Here is a 16,832-nt window from a genome sequence, read left to right on the forward strand (position 1 = left end):
GATCGATACCGCTATACTTGCTCATACCAGCCTCCCTGTACGTAAGTTCAACTCGACATTGAATGCTTACTGTACCCCCGGCGTATGCCGGAGGGAGGTTGGCTAGATGATTATCAGGTCCGGCAACGCGCCAAAAATGGCGCGTTGCCGGACCTGACCCCGCCGTTCTGCCCCGTTGCCGGACCTGACCCCGCCGTTCTGCCCCCGCCGTTCTACTCGCCCTGCGCCAGGCTGATGCGCACCAGGTCGGCCACGTTGTCCACCCCCAGCTTGGCCATCAGGCGCGCCTTGTGCACTTCCACCGTGCGCACGCTGATGCCCAGCGCCGGGCCGATCTCGCGGTTGTGCTGCCCCATCACCACCAGCCGCATCACTTCGCGCTCGCGCGGCGTCAGGTCGCGCAACAGGTCGGCGCCGCGCGCGCGCGCCTGCCGGGCGCCGCGCTGGGCCCGCTCGCGCGCGTAGCCCTCCTCGATGGCCGCCACCAGCTTGGCGTCGTCGAACGGCTTTTCCAGGAAGTCGATGGCGTTGGCCTTGAACGCGGCCCGCGCTGAATTGACGTCGCCATGGCCGGTGGCGATGATGACGGGGATGGTGCAGCCGCGCGCGGCCAGTTCCTGCTGCAGCGCCAGCCCGTCCATGCCGGACATGCGGATGTCGATCAACAGGCAGCCGGCCCAGTCCGGCCGCCACGCCTGCAGGAACGCTTCGCCGCTGGCGAACACGGCGGTGCGGTAGCCGCGCACGCCCAGCAACAGGCCCAGCGCATCGCGCACGGCCGGATCGTCATCGACGATGAAAACAGTCAGATTATGTGGCAAGTTGTTCTCCCGGCACCGCCATGGGTAGATCGAAACGGAATATGCCGTGCCCGCCCACCTCGGCCCACAGGCGGCCGCCATGGGCTTCCACGATGGCCCGGCTCAGCACCAGGCCCAGTCCCAGCCCGCTGGCCTTGGACGACACGAATGGTTCAAACAGGCGCGCGGCCAGCGCCTCGGACACGCCCGTGCCGCTATCCTCCACGCTCAGGCGCAGCCGCCCGTCCGGCGCCGGCGCGGCCGTCACGCTGACGCGGCGCGATCCGGCCGGCCGGACCAGCACGGCGTCGCTGGCGTTGTCGAACAGGTTGCGCAACACCAGCTCCACCTGCACCCGGTCGGCCCGCAACATCAGGGCCGGGTCCACGTCCACCGTCAGCACGATGCCATGCTGGCGGAACGGCAGCTGGAACTGGGCCGCGATGCCCTGCACCAGGGCGGCCGCCGACACGGTCTCGAAGCGCATGGCGCCGGTGCGGAAAAAATCACGCAGGCGCCGCACCACGTCGCCGGCCCGTCCCGCCTCCACCAACATGCGGCCGATGGCGTCGCGCAGCAAGGCCTCGTTGCCGCCCCGTTCCAGCAAATGCTCGCACGCCTTGCCATAGGCCGACAGGGCCGTGAGCGGCTGGTTCAGCTCATGGGCCAGGGCGGCGGCCATCTCGCCGGCCGCGGCCAGCCGCAGCGACTGGCGCAAGTCGGCCGCCACCTTGCGCAGCTCGTCGACCACGATGCCGATGAAAAAACCCACCAGCGCCAGCATCGCGTCGAGCATCTGCAATTCATACACGGCCAGGTCGCGCGCGCCATGCCATTTGACGAGTGCGATGATGCCCGTCTGCAGCACGAACACGATCAGGGCCGTGCCATACAGGCCCTGGCGCGAGGCGGCCCAGATCACGGGCAGGAACAGGAAATAGAAATGCTTGAATTCGGAACTGGCGATGGAGCCGAACACGGCGTACAGCACCACCATGGCCAGCGCCAGGTAGGCCAGCGTCTCGCCGCGCACCAGGATGCGCCGCAGCCGGGCCCGCCCGTGCCCACTGGCCAGCATCCAGATCAGCGGCATCGACACCAGGATGCCCACCGTGTCGCCGATGCCAAAACGCATCAGCGCCAGCCCCCACTGGGCCGGCGGCACCAGCCCGGCCGCCGACAGCAGCGCGATATAGCCGATGCCGTTGAACAGGGTGCCGGCCGCCACCACGCTGACCCAATGGAACAGCCGGCCGCGGTTGTCGAACATGTCGACGCTGGAAAAGTCGCGCCGCAAGATGGCGCCCATCAGGCCGTAGGCGGCCGTCAGCCACAGGGCGCCGGCCAGCGTGACCAGCGGCCCGGCCGCCATGCCGCGCACCAGCACCTCCCCGCCCAAGAGGGCCAGGAACAGCGGCAGCGCCGCGCGCCGGCCATAACGCAGCCAGAACACCAGGCCCAGGGCCGGATCGGGATTCCAGGGCGTGATGTTCAGGCCATACAACGGATACAGGTAGGTGGCCCAATCGAACAGCAGGTACAGCGCGATGAACGCCGGAGTATGCAGGTAGCGGAGCGAAAATTGGCGCATGGAAAGAGCTTGTAACGTTATGTAGCATTATGCATGGCATTTTGTCAAAACACACTAGGGAAAGACACTACGTGTTTCCCTTATGCGGATCTCGAAATCCTGCTGCGCAGCGGGCGCCATGGCCGCCCGCCCGGCTGGCAAAGATTAAGGGGAAACCGTAAGAGATTTTGCTAATTTACAATACGTTACACAAGGCATACCATGCACGATTCCGTATTCCGTCCCCCCTCTTTCCCATGACGACGCAGGCTTCCGCCCCGATGGCGCAGTTAATCACCCTCCGCACGGGCCTGGCCGCCCGGGACGGCGCCCTGTCCTGGCTGCGCGACTCGCTCAAGCTGTCGCTGCGGGCCAGCCTGAACCGGCGCACCACCGTCGGCTGGCTGCAGTTGCTCAATTCGCATCCGCTGTACCGCGAGCTGGTGCAGATCTACCCGATGATGGTGTACAAGGTCTACCGCCCCTACCTGAGCGACGCCCTCAACTGCGCCCAGCGCCTGACGGTAATCGAGGACCATTACCGCTTCGTGCTGCGCCACGGCCTGGGCCCGCTGACGGTGCGCGCCGCGCGCGCGCCCATGATCCTGGGCGACGTGGAAGGCAAGTCGGGCCGCCGCTACCAGCTGGAAATGCACGCCGTGGCGCCGCTCGAGCGCGAGGGGGAATTGATGCTGCGCCTGCTGCAAGACGGTGAACGGGTGTTTTCCACCTCGTTCGTGTTCTTCCAGGGCGAGCGCGGCATGGCGCTGGGCGTCGGTTGCATGCAGGGCCCGCAGGATGACGATGGCCAGCAGCGCATCAAGGAAGCGACCCGCGACCTGCACGGCCTGCGTCCCAAGAACCTGATGGTGTATTTGCTGCGCCAGCTGGGCCATGCCTACGGCTGCGACCAGTTGCGCCTGGTGGGCAACGCCAACCGCACGGCCCGCACGGCCCTGCGCAAGGGCAAGGTCCATGCCGACTACGACGCCCTGTGGCAGGAACTGGACGCCCAGTTGCGTCCGGATGGCGACTACCAGCTGGCCTGCGCCCCGCTGGCCGAGCCGGACATGGCCACCATCCCCTCGAAAAAGCGTTCCGAATACCGCAAGCGCCACGAAACACTGCAGGCGCTGGCCGCGATCCTGCAAGCGGGCCTGCAGGCGCCGCGCCTGATGCCCGTGACCGGCGCGCCAGTGCGCGACTTCAGCGAGGAAACCGCGGTCGAGCTCGCCCAGGACGCGGGCTACCACTCGGCCCTGGCCTGAACCGGTCCGCGCATCGCATGGTTGCCTGGCCGGCTGGAACGGCCACGGGCCCCGATTTCCTGTAACATAGGCAATGGCGGTCGGCCCGGATCGTAGCCCTGGCCTGTTGCCGCCTTGCCCATCAAGGAGGAGCGACATGCGCGTGGATATCTATCGCCGAGCCGAACACAACGGCAATTTTTCCTACCTGGCCGTCCCCGAAGACAAAGCCATCCCCCAGGAAGCCATCAGCACCGACTGGCAACCAGCGGCCCAACGGGTGGAAGTGGATGAGGACGGCGCCGACACCCTGCCCCAATACCACATCGCCCATCCGCTGGCGCAGATCCGCGACAAGGGCTATGCCATCACGGGATTGAACGGCAAGGGATGATCGCCCAAGGTCGGACCCCGGCGCCAAGGCCGGGCGTCTGACCCTTAGTACTCGACCGCGACCTCGCGCGCGCCCAGCACCTGCTGCAGCGCCAGCTGCAACTCGTCCGACGGGGCCACGCGCCAGTCGTCGCCGAACTGCAGCACGCACGACACGCCCTGCGGCGTGATGCGGGCCGCGATCGGCAAGCCCTGCTCGTGGCGGTGCGGCGCCAGCACGTCGGCGATCTTGCGGCTGTCGAGCGTGGCCGGCAGCGACAAGCCCAGCTGGCGGCCATACTGCACCCGCGCCGTGACGATGTCGAACACCTTCTCGGCCGAAATCCGCAGGCCGCCCGAGAAGCGGTCTTCCGACACCTTGCCCACCACGGCCAGGAATTCGTCTTCCTTGAACATCTTCTTGTTCTCTTCGAACACCTCGGAATACACGGTCACTTCCAGCACGGCGCTCTTGTCGTCCAGTGTGACGATCAGGATCTTGCCGCGCTGCGTCATCTGCGGACGGATGCCCGTGATCACGCCGCACAGCATGCGCGGCTCGCGCGACGGTTCCAGTTCCGACAGCTTGGTGCGCGCGAAGCGGCGCGCCTCGGGCGCGAACGAGTCGAACATGTGGCCCGACAGGTAGAAGCCCAGCGCCGTTTTTTCCTCGGCCAGCTTCTGACGGTCCGTAAACGGCGCGCACTTCACGTATTCGGGCGGCGCCACCAGGTCGCTGTCGTCGCCGCCGAACAGGCTCACCTGGTTGGCGGAACGGGCTTCCTGCTCGGCGCACTCCATGGCGAAACCGACCGAGGCCAGCAGGATGGCCCGGTCCACGCCCAGGCAGTCGAAGGCGCCCGCGCGGATCAAGGACTCGATGGTGCGGCGGTTGATCTGCTTCTTGTCCACCCGCTTGCAGAAATCGAACAGGCTGGTGAACGGACCGCCCGCCTCGCGCGCGGCGATGATGGCTTCGATCGCGTTCTGGCCCGCGCCCTTGACGGCGCCCAGGCCGTAGCGGATCTGCGTCACCTTCTTGCCCGTCACGGACGGCGGCGGGCCGTCCGGCGTGAAGCGGAACTGCGACAGGTTGATATCGGGCGGCAGGATGGTCAGGCCGCAGATGTCGATCGCGTCCTCCACCAGGATCTTGACCTTCTCCGTGTCCTCCATCGCCAGCGACATGTTGGCCGCCATGAACGCGGCCGGATGGTGCGCCTTCAAATAGGCCGTGTGGTAGGACAGCAGCGCATAGGCGGCCGCGTGCGACTTGTTGAAGCCGTAGCCGGCGAACTTCTCCATCAGGTCGAAGATCTCGTCGGCCTTTTCCGTCGACAGCCCGTCCTTGGCGGCGCCGGCGCGGAAGATGGCGCGGTGCTCGGCCATCTCCTCGGCCTTCTTTTTACCCATCGCGCGGCGCAGCATGTCGGCGCCGCCCAGCGAGTAGCCGCCGACGATCTGCGCCATCTGCATCACCTGCTCCTGGTAGACCATGATGCCGTAGGTCTCGGACAGAATCGATTCCGTGCGCGGATCGGGATAATCGAACTTCTCGCCGTGCTTGCGCTTGCAGAAGTCGGGGATCAGGTCCATCGGGCCGGGACGGTACAGCGCCACCAGCGCGATGATGTCCTCGAAGCGGTCGGGCCGCGCATCCTTCAGCATGCCCTGCATGCCGCGCGATTCAAGCTGGAACACGGCCACGGTCTTGGCCTTGGTCAGCAGTTCATACGAGGGCCGGTCGTTCAGCGGCAGCTTGGCCAGGTCGAAGTCGGCATCGGCCGGGTCGAGCTGCTTGATGTAGCGCACGGCCCGGTCCAGGATGGTCAGCGTGGTCAGGCCCAGGAAGTCGAACTTGACCAGGCCCACGGCCTCCACGTCATCCTTGTCGTACTGCGACACCACGCCCGTGTCGCCCGACTGGGTGTACAGCGGGCAGAAGTCGGTCAGCTTGCCCGGCGCGATCAGCACGCCGCCGGCGTGCATGCCGATGTTACGCGTGATGCCTTCGACCTGCTGCGCCAGGTCCAGCAGCTGGCGCACCTCCTCCTCGTTCTCCTGGCGCTCCTTGAGCATCGGTTCCTCTTCGATCGCGTCGGCGATCGTCACCGGCTTGCCCGGCTTGAAAGGAATCAGCTTCGATACGCCATCGCAGAAGTTGTAGCCGAAGTCCATCACCCGGCCCACGTCGCGGATGGCGCCCTTGGCCGCCATGGTGCCGAAGGTGGCGATCTGCGACACGGCGTCGCGGCCGTACAGATCCTTCACGTGCTGGATCACCAGTTCGCGCTTTTCCTGGCAAAAGTCGATATCGAAGTCGGGCATCGAGACCCGTTCCGGGTTCAGGAAACGTTCGAACAGCAGGTTGTACTTGAGCGGATCGAGGTCCGTGATCTTGAGGCAGTAAGCCACCAGCGAGCCGGCGCCCGACCCCCGGCCGGGGCCGATCGGCACGCCGTTGTTCTTGCCCCACTGGATAAACTCGGCCACGATCAGGAAGTAGCCGGGGAACTTCATCTTGATGATGGTCTCGTTCTCGAACGCCAGGCGCGCCTCATAGCGCGGCCGTTCCTTCTCGCGCTTTTCCGGGTCCGGGAACAGGTGCACCAGGCGTTCCTCCAGGCCCTTCTTGGTTTCGGCCACGAGGAATTCGTCGATCGTCATGCCCGGCGTGGGAAAATTCGGCAGCTGCGGCTTGCCCAGCGTGAGCGTGAGGTTGCAGCGCTTGGCGATCTCCACCGAGTTTTGCAGCGCGGCCGGCAGGTCGGCGAACAGCGCGCGCATCTCGGCCTGCGACAGGAAGCGCATCTGCTCGTTGAAGCGGCGCACCCGCTTGGCGTTGGCCAGCATCTCGCCTTCGGCGATACAGATGCGGGCCTCGTGGGCGATGAATTCGTCGGCCGACAGGAACTGCACGGGATGGGTGGCCACCACCGGCAAGCCCAGCTTGGCCGCCAGCGCCACCGCATGGCGCACCTGCTGCTCCTGGTTGGCCTGGCCGGCGCGCTGGATCTCGATGTAGAAATGGCCGGGGAAGATGGCGGCCCACTTCTGCGCGTGGCGCTCGGCCAGCTCCGGGTTGCCATTCTCGATGGCCATGCCGACGTCGCCGAAATGGGCGCCGGACAGGGCGATCAGGCCATTGGCCGGATCTTCGCCGGGCAGCAGCGGATAGGATTTGGCCGTCAGCTCCATCAGCCACTCGGTGCGGATCTCGGCGCGGCCCTTGTACTGGTTGGTGAGCCAGGCCATCGACAGCAGCTCGCACAGCTGCAAATAGCCCATGCGGTTTTTCGCGTACAGCATCAGGCGCGAGGGCTTGTCGCGGTTATCGTCGTTGGTGATCCACACATCCACCCCGACCACGGGCTTGATGCCCTTGCCGCGCGCGGCCTTGTAGAACTTGACCATGCCGAACATGTTGGACAGGTCGGTGACGGCCAGCGCCGCCTGCTTGTCCTTGGCGGCGGCCGACACCAGGTCGTCGATGCGCACCAGGCCATCGACGATGGAATATTCCGAGTGCACCCGCAGGTGGACAAAGTCGGGGCCGGCAGGGGCAGCGGCCGGGGCCACCGTCACATCTTGTTCGTTTGCTACCATGTTCATACGCCGCTCAAAGCTGGTTCAATAACCCGCTATTTTACCGTGCGGCGGCCGGGGCCGAGAATTGATTGCGGGGGTGCGGTCAGCGTTTGAACGGGAACGCCCCTTTCATTGCGGCCGCTCATATGCGGCCCGATTTGCTGGCGTAGCCTGTCGATCTACGGCACAGTGAACCACACGTAAGCCAGTCCGCCCCACAGCCATGCGCTTCTACGCGATCATGGGATTTTATGCGTATAATACACATAACATGAACAGCGCGGACCTGATCAAACGGTTGGAGCGCGCGGGATGGCGACTCAGGAGCATCAAAGGCTCTCATCACATCTATGTTCACCCCGAACGCCCCGGTCACGTCACCGTTCCCCATCCGAAGAAAGATCTGGGCGTCGGGCTGGTCAACAAATTGCTGAAACAAGCCGGTTTGCAGCAGGAATCGACATGAAATATCCAATCGCAATTGAACCTGGGAACGAGAAACACGCTTTTAGTGTCGTCGTGCCGGACTTACCCGGCTGCTTTTCCGCCGGCGACACGCTGGATCAAGCCCTGGACAATGCCCGCGAGGCAATCGACCTCTGGCTCGAAACGAGGATAGACGATGGCGGCACCATTCCCGAGCCGCGCCCCATCGGCGAACACTACAACGCGCCGGAATATGCGGGCTGGATTTGGGCCGTGCTGGAAATCGACCTGGCTCAACTGTCCGACAAAACGGAGCGAGTCAACATCACCCTGCCCTCGCGCATACTGCGCCGTATCGACCGCGCCGCACAAGCCGCAGGCGAGTCGCGCTCCGGCTTCATTGCCCGGCGCATGCTGGCGATGTAAGTGCGGCCGTTGTCGGTCAGGTAACGCACAATGCCACATCGCACGGCAAGACGGCTGCGGCTCTCGCCTCTTTTTTAAGCAAGCACTGCATCAGATCAAGCGCGGCGCGTATAATATCGGCTTTCCCGTTTTTCGCTGCCCACCACCATGTCCGCTAATACCGCCTTACAAGCTGAAGCGCATGCCGCCGCCAACGCCGCCGCTGCCGCCTTCGTCAACATCGCCGCCTACAAGTTCATCACCTTCGACGACACGGAAGCGATGCGCCCCCAGTACCAGGATATCTGCCAGCGCCTGGGTCTGAAAGGCACCATCCTGCTGACCCCGGAAGGCATCAACATGTTCCTGTCCGGCACGGCCGCCAACATCGAGGCATACCTGGCCTGGGTGCGCGCCGACGCCCGCTTCGCCGACCTGGAAGTGAAATACAGCTATTCGGCCGAGCAGTCGCACAAGCGCATGCTGGTCAAGATCAAGAGCGAAATCATCACCATGCGCATGCCGCTGATCAAGCCCGAAGAAGGCCGCGCGCCGTTCGTGGCAGCGGCCACGCTCAAGCGCTGGCTCGACAACGGCGTGGACGACAACGGCCAGCCCGTCGTCATGGTCGACACCCGCAACGACTTCGAAGTGGACGTGGGCACCTTCAACAACACGGTCGATTACCGCATCAAGAAGTTCACGGAATTCCCGCAAGTGATTGCCGAGCACAAGGACGACTTCGCCGGCAAGACCGTGGTCACCTTCTGCACCGGCGGCATCCGCTGTGAAAAGGCCGCCATCCACATGCAGAACATCGGCTACGACAACGTCTACCAGCTCGAAGGGGGCATCCTGAAGTATTTCGAGGAAGTGGGCGGCGAGCACTACACGGGTGACTGCTTCGTCTTCGACTACCGCACGGCCTTGAACCCCAAGCTGGAACCGACGGAAACCGTGCAGTGCTTCAACTGCCGCGCCGTCGTCACGCCGCGCCAGCAGCTGTCGCCTGAGTACGTGTATGAGAAGTCGTGCCCTGCTTGCTACGGCAAGTCGCAGTAGGACCAAAGTAGCAGCAAAGTAGCAGGGTCAGGTCCGGCATCACGCCAAAATGGCCGATTGCCGGACCTGACCCCGCTGTTGACCCCGCCGTTTATTGATGCGTGCGGGGCAGCAGCTCCCGCAAGGCCGCCTCGTAGGCGTTGCGGGCCGTCTGGAACACGGCCAGCTTCGAGTGCAACTCCGTCATCTGGGCGTCGACGAAGCGCAGGCTGGTCACCTGCTCGCGCGCCGCCGCGCTCAGCTCACTCACGCGGTAGCTGACGCCATCAACCGTCACTTCCTCTTCCTCATGCATCGCGCGCGCTCCCATCCGGCTCAGTGGAAATAACTGGCCGCGTCGCGCACGTCGTCGGCGCCCAGCGTGCCGGCCGCCGCCCGCAGGCGCAGCAGCGATTGCAGATAGGTGTAACGCGCCTGCGCCAGGTCGCGCTTGCTGGTGTAGAGCTGCTGCTGGGCGTTGAGCAGATCGAGGTTGATGCGCACCCCGCCCTTGATGCTTTGCTCGGTGGCCTTGACCAGCAATTGCGCCGATTCCACGGCGCGGTCCAGCGCGGCGATGCGGGCCATGCCGCTGTTGACCAGTCCGAACTGCTTGCCCACTTCCACCATCACCTTGGCCGTGCGCAGGTCCAGCTCGGCGCGCGCTTTTTCCAGCCCGGCCGCCGCCTGGCGCGTGGACGCGCTGACCGCGCCACCCGAATACAGCGGAATGTTGATCTGCACGCCGATGCTGCGCGAGGTGGCATCCTGGTTCAGCGTGGTCAGGGTGTCGGACTTGGTCTTGCTCAGGCTGCTGACCAGGTCGATGCGCGGCGTGTGGCCGGCGCGATTCTTGTTCACTTCCTGCACGCTGGCCTCGATCGCGTAGCGCTGCGCCTGCAAGTCGGGATTGTGGGCCAGCGCCAGTTCCTTCCAGTCGGCCAGCGTGGCCGGTTGCAAGGGCTTTACATGGAAGCTGTCACCGAGCATCTCCACCGACGGCACAGCTTCGCCCACGATGGACACCAGCGCGGCCATCGACGATTGCTGGTTGTCCAGCGATTCGATCAGCTGCGCTTCCGACAGCTGCAGCCGGGCCTGGGTTTCCAGCATGTCGGTACGGGTACCCTCGCCTTTGGCGAACAGGCGTTCATTGGTCCGGTACTGCTCCTGCTGGGCGTCGCGCTGGGCGCGCGCCAGGGCCACCTGCTCGGCGCTCAGGGCGGCGTCGAAATAGGTGCCCGCCAGCCGCACCACCAGTTCCTGCCCCGCGCTGGAAAACTGCGAGGCGGCGTACTGGCTTTGCGCCACGCCCTGCTTGTAGCGGGCCAGCGCGTCCAGGCTGAACAGCACCTGGCGCAGCTGCAGCGCGTCGGCATGGCTGTAGTACACCGGGTGCGTGGTGGTGATCTGGCCGAACACATTGGGCGCCGTCAGGTCGGCCCGGATCTTGTTGGCCGAATAACTGGCCGACAGCTGCGGCAGCAGGCCGCTGCGCCCCAGCGCCTTGTATTCGGCGCCGGCCAGGCTGTCCTGGTAGGCTTCGCGGTAGGCCGGGTCGTTGTGCAGGGCCGCGTCGTAGGCTTGCTGCAAATTCATCGCGTGGGCGCCGCCGCCCTGCAGCAGCAGCGCGCCGCAGATGGCCCGCAGCATCGTTGTCAGCCGCGGCCGGGTCTGGATTCGGTTCAGCACTTATTCCTCCGTCAGCGAGGTCTTGGCGCGGTCGAAGACCGGCTTGAGCAGGTAGCTCATCATGCTGCGCTCGCCCGTCTTGACGAACAGTTCCACCGGCATGCCGGGCTGTATATCGAGCTTGTGGGTGGCGATCAGTTTCAGGCCGGCCGGCGTGACCTTGGCGCGGATCTTGTAGTACGGGTTGCCGGTACGCTCGTCCACCGTGCGGTCGGCCGACACCTGGGTCACCACGCCGGGAATGTGGGGCGTGCTGTTGGTGTTGAAGGCCGAGAAGATCAGTTCAGCCGGCAAGCCCACCCGCACCTTGTCGATCAGGTTCACGGCCACCTGCGCCTCCACGATCATGGGGTCATCGGTCGGCACCAGGTCCATCATGCGGAAGCCGGCCGGGATCACACCGCCCTTGGTGAACACATTCAAGCCCACCACCACGCCGTCGGCCGGCGCCTTGACTTCGACATTGCCCAGTTCGTACTTCTGCGCCGCCAGTTTGCTCTCGTTGATTTCACGGTCGCGCTGCACGTCGGCCAGTTGCGTCTCGACTTCCTTCTGGTATTCCTGCGCGCGCTGGTTGCGGCGCTGGCCCACCTCGGCGATCTGGCGCTGGGTGCGGCCGATGGTGCCGATATCCTCGGCGATCGAGCCCACCAGTTGCGCATAGCTGCGTTCGCCATCGAGCAGGCGGCTGCGCGGCACATAGCCGTCCTTGGCCAGGTCACGCAGGTTGTCGAGCTGCTCCTTGAGGAACTTGAGCTGCTCCTTCTTGCTGTCGCGCGATTGCTCCAGGCCGCTCAACTGGCTTTTCAGGCCGGCCACGTTCTCGTCGAACGAGGCCAGTTCGCTGCGGATGGCCATCTGGCGCGAAGCGATCAGCTGGCTTTGCAGCGCCATCGCGCTGGCCAGTTGCGGCTCGTTGCGTGCGGCCAGCAGGTCGGCCGGGAAGGTGATGGTCGATTTGCCGGCGTGCTCAGCCTGCAGGCGCGCCTCGGCGGCGCGGGCCGTCAGGTACTGGGCGCGCACCACTTCATACTGGGCCTTGGGCTGCACATCGTTCATGCGCACCAGCGTCTGGCCCGCCTTGACCACGTCGCCATCCTTGACCAGGATTTCGTCCACCGTGCCCCCTGGCTGGTACTGGACCGCCTTGCGGTTGCTTTCCTTGGCCACCGTGCCGCTGACGGGTACGCCCTTGTCGAGCGGCGCGAAGATGGCCCACAGCAGGAAGCCGCCCACGCCCAGCAGCACGATCAGCCAGCCCAGCTTGCTGTACGCGCGCTCGTCGGTATTGACCGTCAGTGGCGTGACATCGTGCGCGATGACTTCGGTGGCCTCGGCCTTGTCTTTCAGTAGGTTCTTCATGCTCATTCCTGTTCCTTCACTACGTCGGCGGCCGCTTGCGCACCGCCCGCCTCTGCCACGCGCGCCGCCTGGGCCGCCTGGGCCTGGCCCGCTTGCTGCTGGGCCAGCGCCAGTTGCGCCTGCGCTTCCGCCTGCGCCTGCTGCTGGGCCTGTTGCTGGGCCTGTTGCTGGGCCTGCAGCGCGCGCTGTGTGTTTTCCTGCAACGCGGCCAGTACCTGTTTGGTCGGGCCGAACATTTCCAGCACGCCTTCGCGCAGCAACAGCAACTTGTTGGTCACGCCGATCACGCTGGTACGATGGGTGATCAGCACGATGGTCTTGCCACGCTGGCGCAGATCGTTGATGGCTTGCACCAGCGCCTGTTCGCCCACGTCGTCCAGGTTGGAATTGGGTTCATCGAGCACGATCAGGGCCGGGTCGCCGTACATGGCGCGGGCCAGGCCCAGGCGCTGCCGCTGGCCGCCCGACAGACCGGCGCCGCCGTCGCCCAGCAGGGTGTCGTAGCCCTTGGGCAGGTGCAAAATCATCTCGTGGATGCCGGCCCGCTTGGCCGCCTGCACCACCTTGTCCGCGTCGATATCGCCAAAGCGCGCGATGTTCTCGCTGACGGAACCGCCAAACAGTTCGATGTCCTGTGGCAGGTAGCCGATATGGGGCCCCAGCTCGCCCTTGTTCCACTGGAAGATGTCGGCGCCGTCCAGGCGCACCTTGCCCATCATGGCCGGCCACACGCCCACCAGCAGGCGCGCCAGCGTCGACTTGCCCGAACCGCTCGGGCCGATCACGCCCAGCACGTCGCCCGGCGCGATGGCGAAGTTCACGCCTTTCAGCACGGCCGTCTGGGTGCCCGGTGGCGCGGCCGTCACCGTCTCCACGCTCAGTTGCCCCTGGGGCACGGGCAATGGCATGCCGGCCGAACGCTCCGGATTGGTCTCCAGCAGATTGGTCAGGCGCTCGTAGGCGCTGCGGGTGCTGCTCCAGCTTTTCCACACGCCGATCACCTGCTGCACCGGCGCCAGCGCGCGGCCCACCAGGATCGAGGCGGCGATCATCATGCCCGAACTGATCTTGCCTTCAATCACCAGCATGGCGCCAAAACCCAGCACCAGCGACTGCAGCGACACTTGCACGAACTTGGTCACGGCGCCCACCATGCCCGCCTTCTCGCTGGCCTCGGCCTGCAGGTGCAGGAAGCGGCCATGCAATTTGAACCAGCGCCCCATCAGGTTGGGCAGCATGCCCATCGATTCGATCACTTCCGCGTTGCGCAGGTTGTTGGTGGCCAGATTGGACGAGGCGATGGCCATGGTGTTCGCTTCGGCCAGCGGCTTGTGCGACACCCTTTCGTTCACGTAGGCCAGCAGCACCAGCAAGGCCGTACCGCACAGGGAGAACACGCCCAGCGATGGCTCGAACAGGAAAATCACGATCAGGTAGACGGGGAACCAGGGCGCGTCGAAGAACGCGAACAGGGCGTTACCGGTCAGGAACTGGCGGATATTGGTCAGGTCCTGCAGCGCCTGGCCCGCGTTGCCGCCGGCGCGCTTCAGGTTTTGCTCGAACGCGGCCGTGTAGACGCGCTTGTTGAGCTGCATGTCGAAGCGCGCGCCCACGCGCACCAGCACGAAGCTGCGCACCATTTCCAGCGCACTCATGGCCAGGTAGGCGCCCAGCATGATCAGCGTCAGCATCAGCAGCGTGATCTCGTTGCGGCTGGCCAGCACCCGGTCATACACCTGCAGCATGTACAGCGATGGCACCAGCATCAACAGGTTGGTGATCGCGCTGAACGTGCCCACCGTGTAGAAGGTGCGCCTAAAACCCTGCAGCACCTGCTGGATTTCATTTTGAGGATTGAGAAGTTTTTTCATGGGGTCACTTGTGCTGGTCACGGTGATGAAGCTGGGGATGGCCCATCGCACATCGCCGAAATCTTATACGTCGGGAAATTCACGTCTGGCGAGAGATTATAGACCAAAGCCACCGCGAAATGTGATGCTCGTCACATTTTTTACATGACAGGACAGAAAATCGCGCGCCGCGCGTCCGTCACGCAATCTGTCGCGCTATCTGCTGCCGACACAGATGGATTCAATGGGCGCTAAGGTTGGCCAACGGCAAAAATAATGTCCGGCGCGACTGGGAAAACGCGATGAATCCATGGTGGCGGTAAAACGCGGCTGCCGCCTCATCCTTGGCGTCGACCAGCAACGCAAATGCGGCGATCTCGGCACGTTGCGTGCGATCTATCGCGTCGGGCAACAACGCTCCGCCCAAGCCCCGCCCCTTGAATCTCCGGTCAACGGCCAGGCGCCCTAAGCGCACAGCGGGCACAGCGGGCACAGCAGGATAACGTGGCAATTTTCGGGCAAGCTCAGCTGGCAGTTGGTTCAATGCGATACTGGCGGCCGCCAGTGTGTAGTACGCGGCGATGTGATGTTGATCCGTCAGAGCAACAAAACATGCGGCGATATGACGACGCACATCCTGCATGACTTGTTCGCGCAAGTAGCGATCCAGCGGCGCCGCGCCACAGTCGAATACTGCACGGTCATGTGCGGCGCCCAGCGGTTCAAGCCGGAATGCCGCGCGCGTCATTGTGTGCGCAACAGCTTCTTGCGTCGCGCGTAGGCACGTTTCAAGGCGGGCGCCGGCTCAGGCGGGGACAGCATCGCCTGCGCAAAGCACTGCTGGTCAGCCAAGGACAAGCGCACGACTTCAGCCTGTTCAATGGCCCGCTGCGCGGCGTCCTGCACCGCCGCGATCACAAAATCCGTCACGCTCCGTCCTTGCAGTTGGGCGGCACGTTTGAGCATGGCGTGCAGGTCCGCGCTGATGCTTGCCTCGAGCCGGGCAGTGGCGATGGTATCCGACATAGTGTAGTCCCCCATGGCGACATGGTACGGCATATCACCGTATCATTCCGTCGCCATGATCGCCTAGGTGAACCGCAAGCCGCGGCGGATGCAATCCATTTTTTCCTCCAGCAGGACCGGATCGTAAATGGTGTGGCGGGCGTTGCGCTTGAAATCGAGCAGGTGCAGGATGGCTTCCTGGGTGCGCCCCTCGTTGAGCAGCTTGGCCAGATGGTTGGGGAAATATTCCACTTCCCAGCAATCGACGGCCGCGTAATCGGCCTCGGGCACCTCCACGTCTGCGTCATCGCCGGCCAGGAAGGCCCGGAACGCCGCCACGATATCATGGCCGAACCAGCGGGTGCAGCTCACCCACTTGGTGGGCCGGGGATCGGCCTCGATCAGGTAGCAGCGCTGGCTGTCGCGCTCGCGCAGGATCGAAATGTTGGCGAAGCCATGCAAGGTGGCGGCCTGCCCCAGCCGGCGCAGCAGCGCGCCGATCGGTTCATCATTGGGGAAATAGCGCCGTTTGGTCGAAGGCCCCAGCGTCGGCTCCACGTCCACCGCGCATGCGTATTGCAGCAACTTGCCGCGCTTGAACAAGGCGTCCATGCTGAGCAGCTCGCCATCGATGAATTGCTGGACCAGCAGCGGCTCCGCGTAATCGTACGCGGCCATGCATTGCGCGTACGCCGGCGCGTCCCGGAAGATGCGCACGCCGGCGCCGCCATTGGAATAGTTTTCCTTCACCACCACCGGCAATCCCAGCGACTGCAACGCGGCCGGCGCTTCGGCCGCCCGCGTGACCACTTCGAACCGGGGACTGGACACGCCGTGGTCGCGGCACAGCGCCGCGAAGCCTGCCTTGCCCAGCATGGGCAGCGCGGCGTGGTCCAGGATAGGCAACAGGGGCCACAAATCCTCCAGGCGATCGCGGTAGATCCGCCACAGGATGGGATCATCGCCGATCAGGATGTACTGGTACGACCGCTGCCCCGCCAGCGCGCGCAACGCGGCCAGCAAGGTGTCCAGTGTCGGCCCCGAATCGAACCAGCGATCATGGAAACTATTCTTGATGGCCGCATTGTTGTGCGGGCACAGCACGTGAACCTGGCAGCCCGCCTGCTTGGCCAGCCAGGCCATTTCGGCCAGCGTGCTCCAATCGTGCGTGACAAGCAACACCTTGGGCGCCTGCGGCGGCGCGGCGGTGGCTGGCGCCTCGCTCAGCGGCTGCGGCACGGCCGGCGCGGCACCGGCGTGCCCGGCGGGGACAGCGATGCCCAGCGCGGTAAGCCGTTCGCCATAAGCATGGCGGGCGGTGCGCAGGATGGCGGCCTGGTGTTCCAGGCGCCGCAACTCGGCATCGACGAATTGCACGCTGCGCAGTAACGCCGCGCCGTCGTCCGGCAGGGTGGTGGATTGGGTGGCGCCGGACGGCTGATCGGTTTTCGGCATGACAGCGGGTGGTACTGGA

Annotated in this window: 15 protein-coding genes; 5 read left to right on the forward strand and 10 right to left on the reverse strand. The window is 64.9% G+C overall.

What is annotated here, in order from left to right:
• Positions 1-212: 212 nt before the first annotated feature.
• Positions 213-821: a response regulator transcription factor gene (locus tag H3H36_RS24905; protein WP_229220098.1), complete on the reverse strand. Its 609-nt coding sequence runs from the start codon at positions 819-821 to the stop codon at positions 213-215.
• Positions 811-2,391 (reverse strand): sensor histidine kinase, encoded by a 1,581-nt coding sequence (locus H3H36_RS24910; RefSeq protein ID WP_182220751.1) that lies wholly within the window; start codon positions 2,389-2,391, stop codon positions 811-813. The genes H3H36_RS24905 and H3H36_RS24910 overlap by 11 nt, the downstream gene beginning before the upstream one ends.
• A 260-nt stretch (positions 2,392-2,651) precedes the next feature.
• Between H3H36_RS24910 and H3H36_RS24915 the strand changes: the two genes are divergently transcribed.
• Positions 2,652-3,638, forward strand: coding sequence for a VirK/YbjX family protein (locus H3H36_RS24915; RefSeq protein ID WP_182220752.1), 987 nt, complete (start codon positions 2,652-2,654; stop codon positions 3,636-3,638).
• A gap of 136 nt (positions 3,639-3,774) precedes the next feature.
• A complete protein-coding gene (locus H3H36_RS24920) occupies positions 3,775-4,011 on the forward strand; it encodes a DUF6139 family protein (RefSeq protein ID WP_182220753.1) in 237 nt (78 codons plus the stop codon).
• A 44-nt stretch (positions 4,012-4,055) separates the two neighbouring features.
• Here the strand turns inward: H3H36_RS24920 and dnaE are convergent, their stop codons facing one another.
• Positions 4,056-7,601, reverse strand: a complete 3,546-nt coding sequence (gene dnaE / locus H3H36_RS24925) for a DNA polymerase III subunit alpha (protein ID WP_182220754.1) — start codon at positions 7,599-7,601, stop codon at positions 4,056-4,058.
• Positions 7,602-7,848: 247 nt separating this feature from the next.
• On the opposite strand from dnaE, the gene H3H36_RS24930 reads away from it, so the two are divergent.
• From H3H36_RS24930 to H3H36_RS24940, 3 genes are all read left to right on the forward strand, one after another.
• Positions 7,849-8,043 carry a type II toxin-antitoxin system HicA family toxin gene (locus tag H3H36_RS24930; protein WP_182220755.1) on the forward strand — a complete coding sequence of 65 codons (195 nt, stop codon included), beginning with the start codon at positions 7,849-7,851 and terminating at the stop codon, positions 8,041-8,043.
• The gene (locus H3H36_RS24935; RefSeq protein WP_182220756.1) at positions 8,040-8,429 is read left to right on the forward strand and encodes a type II toxin-antitoxin system HicB family antitoxin; all 390 of its coding nucleotides are present in this window, start codon (positions 8,040-8,042) and stop codon (positions 8,427-8,429) included. The genes H3H36_RS24930 and H3H36_RS24935 overlap by 4 nt, the downstream gene beginning before the upstream one ends.
• 147 nt (positions 8,430-8,576) lie before the next feature.
• Positions 8,577-9,470 (forward strand): sulfurtransferase, encoded by an 894-nt coding sequence (locus H3H36_RS24940; protein ID WP_182220757.1) that lies wholly within the window; start codon positions 8,577-8,579, stop codon positions 9,468-9,470.
• 91 nt (positions 9,471-9,561) lie between these two features.
• Here H3H36_RS24940 and H3H36_RS24945 read toward each other — a convergent pair whose 3' ends face one another.
• The 7 genes from H3H36_RS24945 to H3H36_RS24975 all read right to left on the reverse strand — a co-directional run bounded on the left by H3H36_RS24945 (position 9,562) and on the right by H3H36_RS24975 (position 16,813).
• Positions 9,562-9,765: a DUF6447 family protein gene (locus tag H3H36_RS24945; protein WP_182220758.1), complete on the reverse strand. Its 204-nt coding sequence runs from the start codon at positions 9,763-9,765 to the stop codon at positions 9,562-9,564.
• Between the two features lie 20 nt (positions 9,766-9,785).
• Complete coding sequence (locus tag H3H36_RS24950; RefSeq protein WP_311196692.1) at positions 9,786-11,141, reverse strand: TolC family outer membrane protein; 1,356 nt, start codon at positions 11,139-11,141, stop codon at positions 9,786-9,788.
• On the reverse strand, positions 11,142-12,503 hold the full coding sequence (locus H3H36_RS24955) for an HlyD family type I secretion periplasmic adaptor subunit (RefSeq protein WP_182220759.1): 1,362 nt from the start codon (positions 12,501-12,503) through the stop codon (positions 11,142-11,144). It abuts the gene before it with no gap.
• A gap of 2 nt (positions 12,504-12,505) precedes the next feature.
• Positions 12,506-14,374: a type I secretion system permease/ATPase gene (locus H3H36_RS24960; protein WP_182220760.1), complete on the reverse strand. Its 1,869-nt coding sequence runs from the start codon at positions 14,372-14,374 to the stop codon at positions 12,506-12,508.
• Between the two features lie 220 nt (positions 14,375-14,594).
• Entirely contained in the window at positions 14,595-15,101 is a 507-nt protein-coding gene (locus tag H3H36_RS24965) for a GNAT family N-acetyltransferase (protein ID WP_182220761.1), read from the reverse strand.
• Complete coding sequence (locus tag H3H36_RS24970; RefSeq protein WP_182220762.1) at positions 15,098-15,379, reverse strand: type II toxin-antitoxin system TacA family antitoxin; 282 nt, start codon at positions 15,377-15,379, stop codon at positions 15,098-15,100. The genes H3H36_RS24965 and H3H36_RS24970 overlap by 4 nt, the downstream gene beginning before the upstream one ends.
• 63 nt (positions 15,380-15,442) lie before the next feature.
• Positions 15,443-16,813 (reverse strand): ATP-grasp domain-containing protein, encoded by a 1,371-nt coding sequence (locus H3H36_RS24975; protein ID WP_182220763.1) that lies wholly within the window; start codon positions 16,811-16,813, stop codon positions 15,443-15,445.
• Between the last annotated feature and the right edge of the window lie 19 nt (positions 16,814-16,832).

Origin of the sequence: Rugamonas fusca (genome assembly GCF_014042365.1) — a bacterium.
Taxonomy (GTDB): domain Bacteria; phylum Pseudomonadota; class Gammaproteobacteria; order Burkholderiales; family Burkholderiaceae_D; genus Rugamonas; species Rugamonas fusca.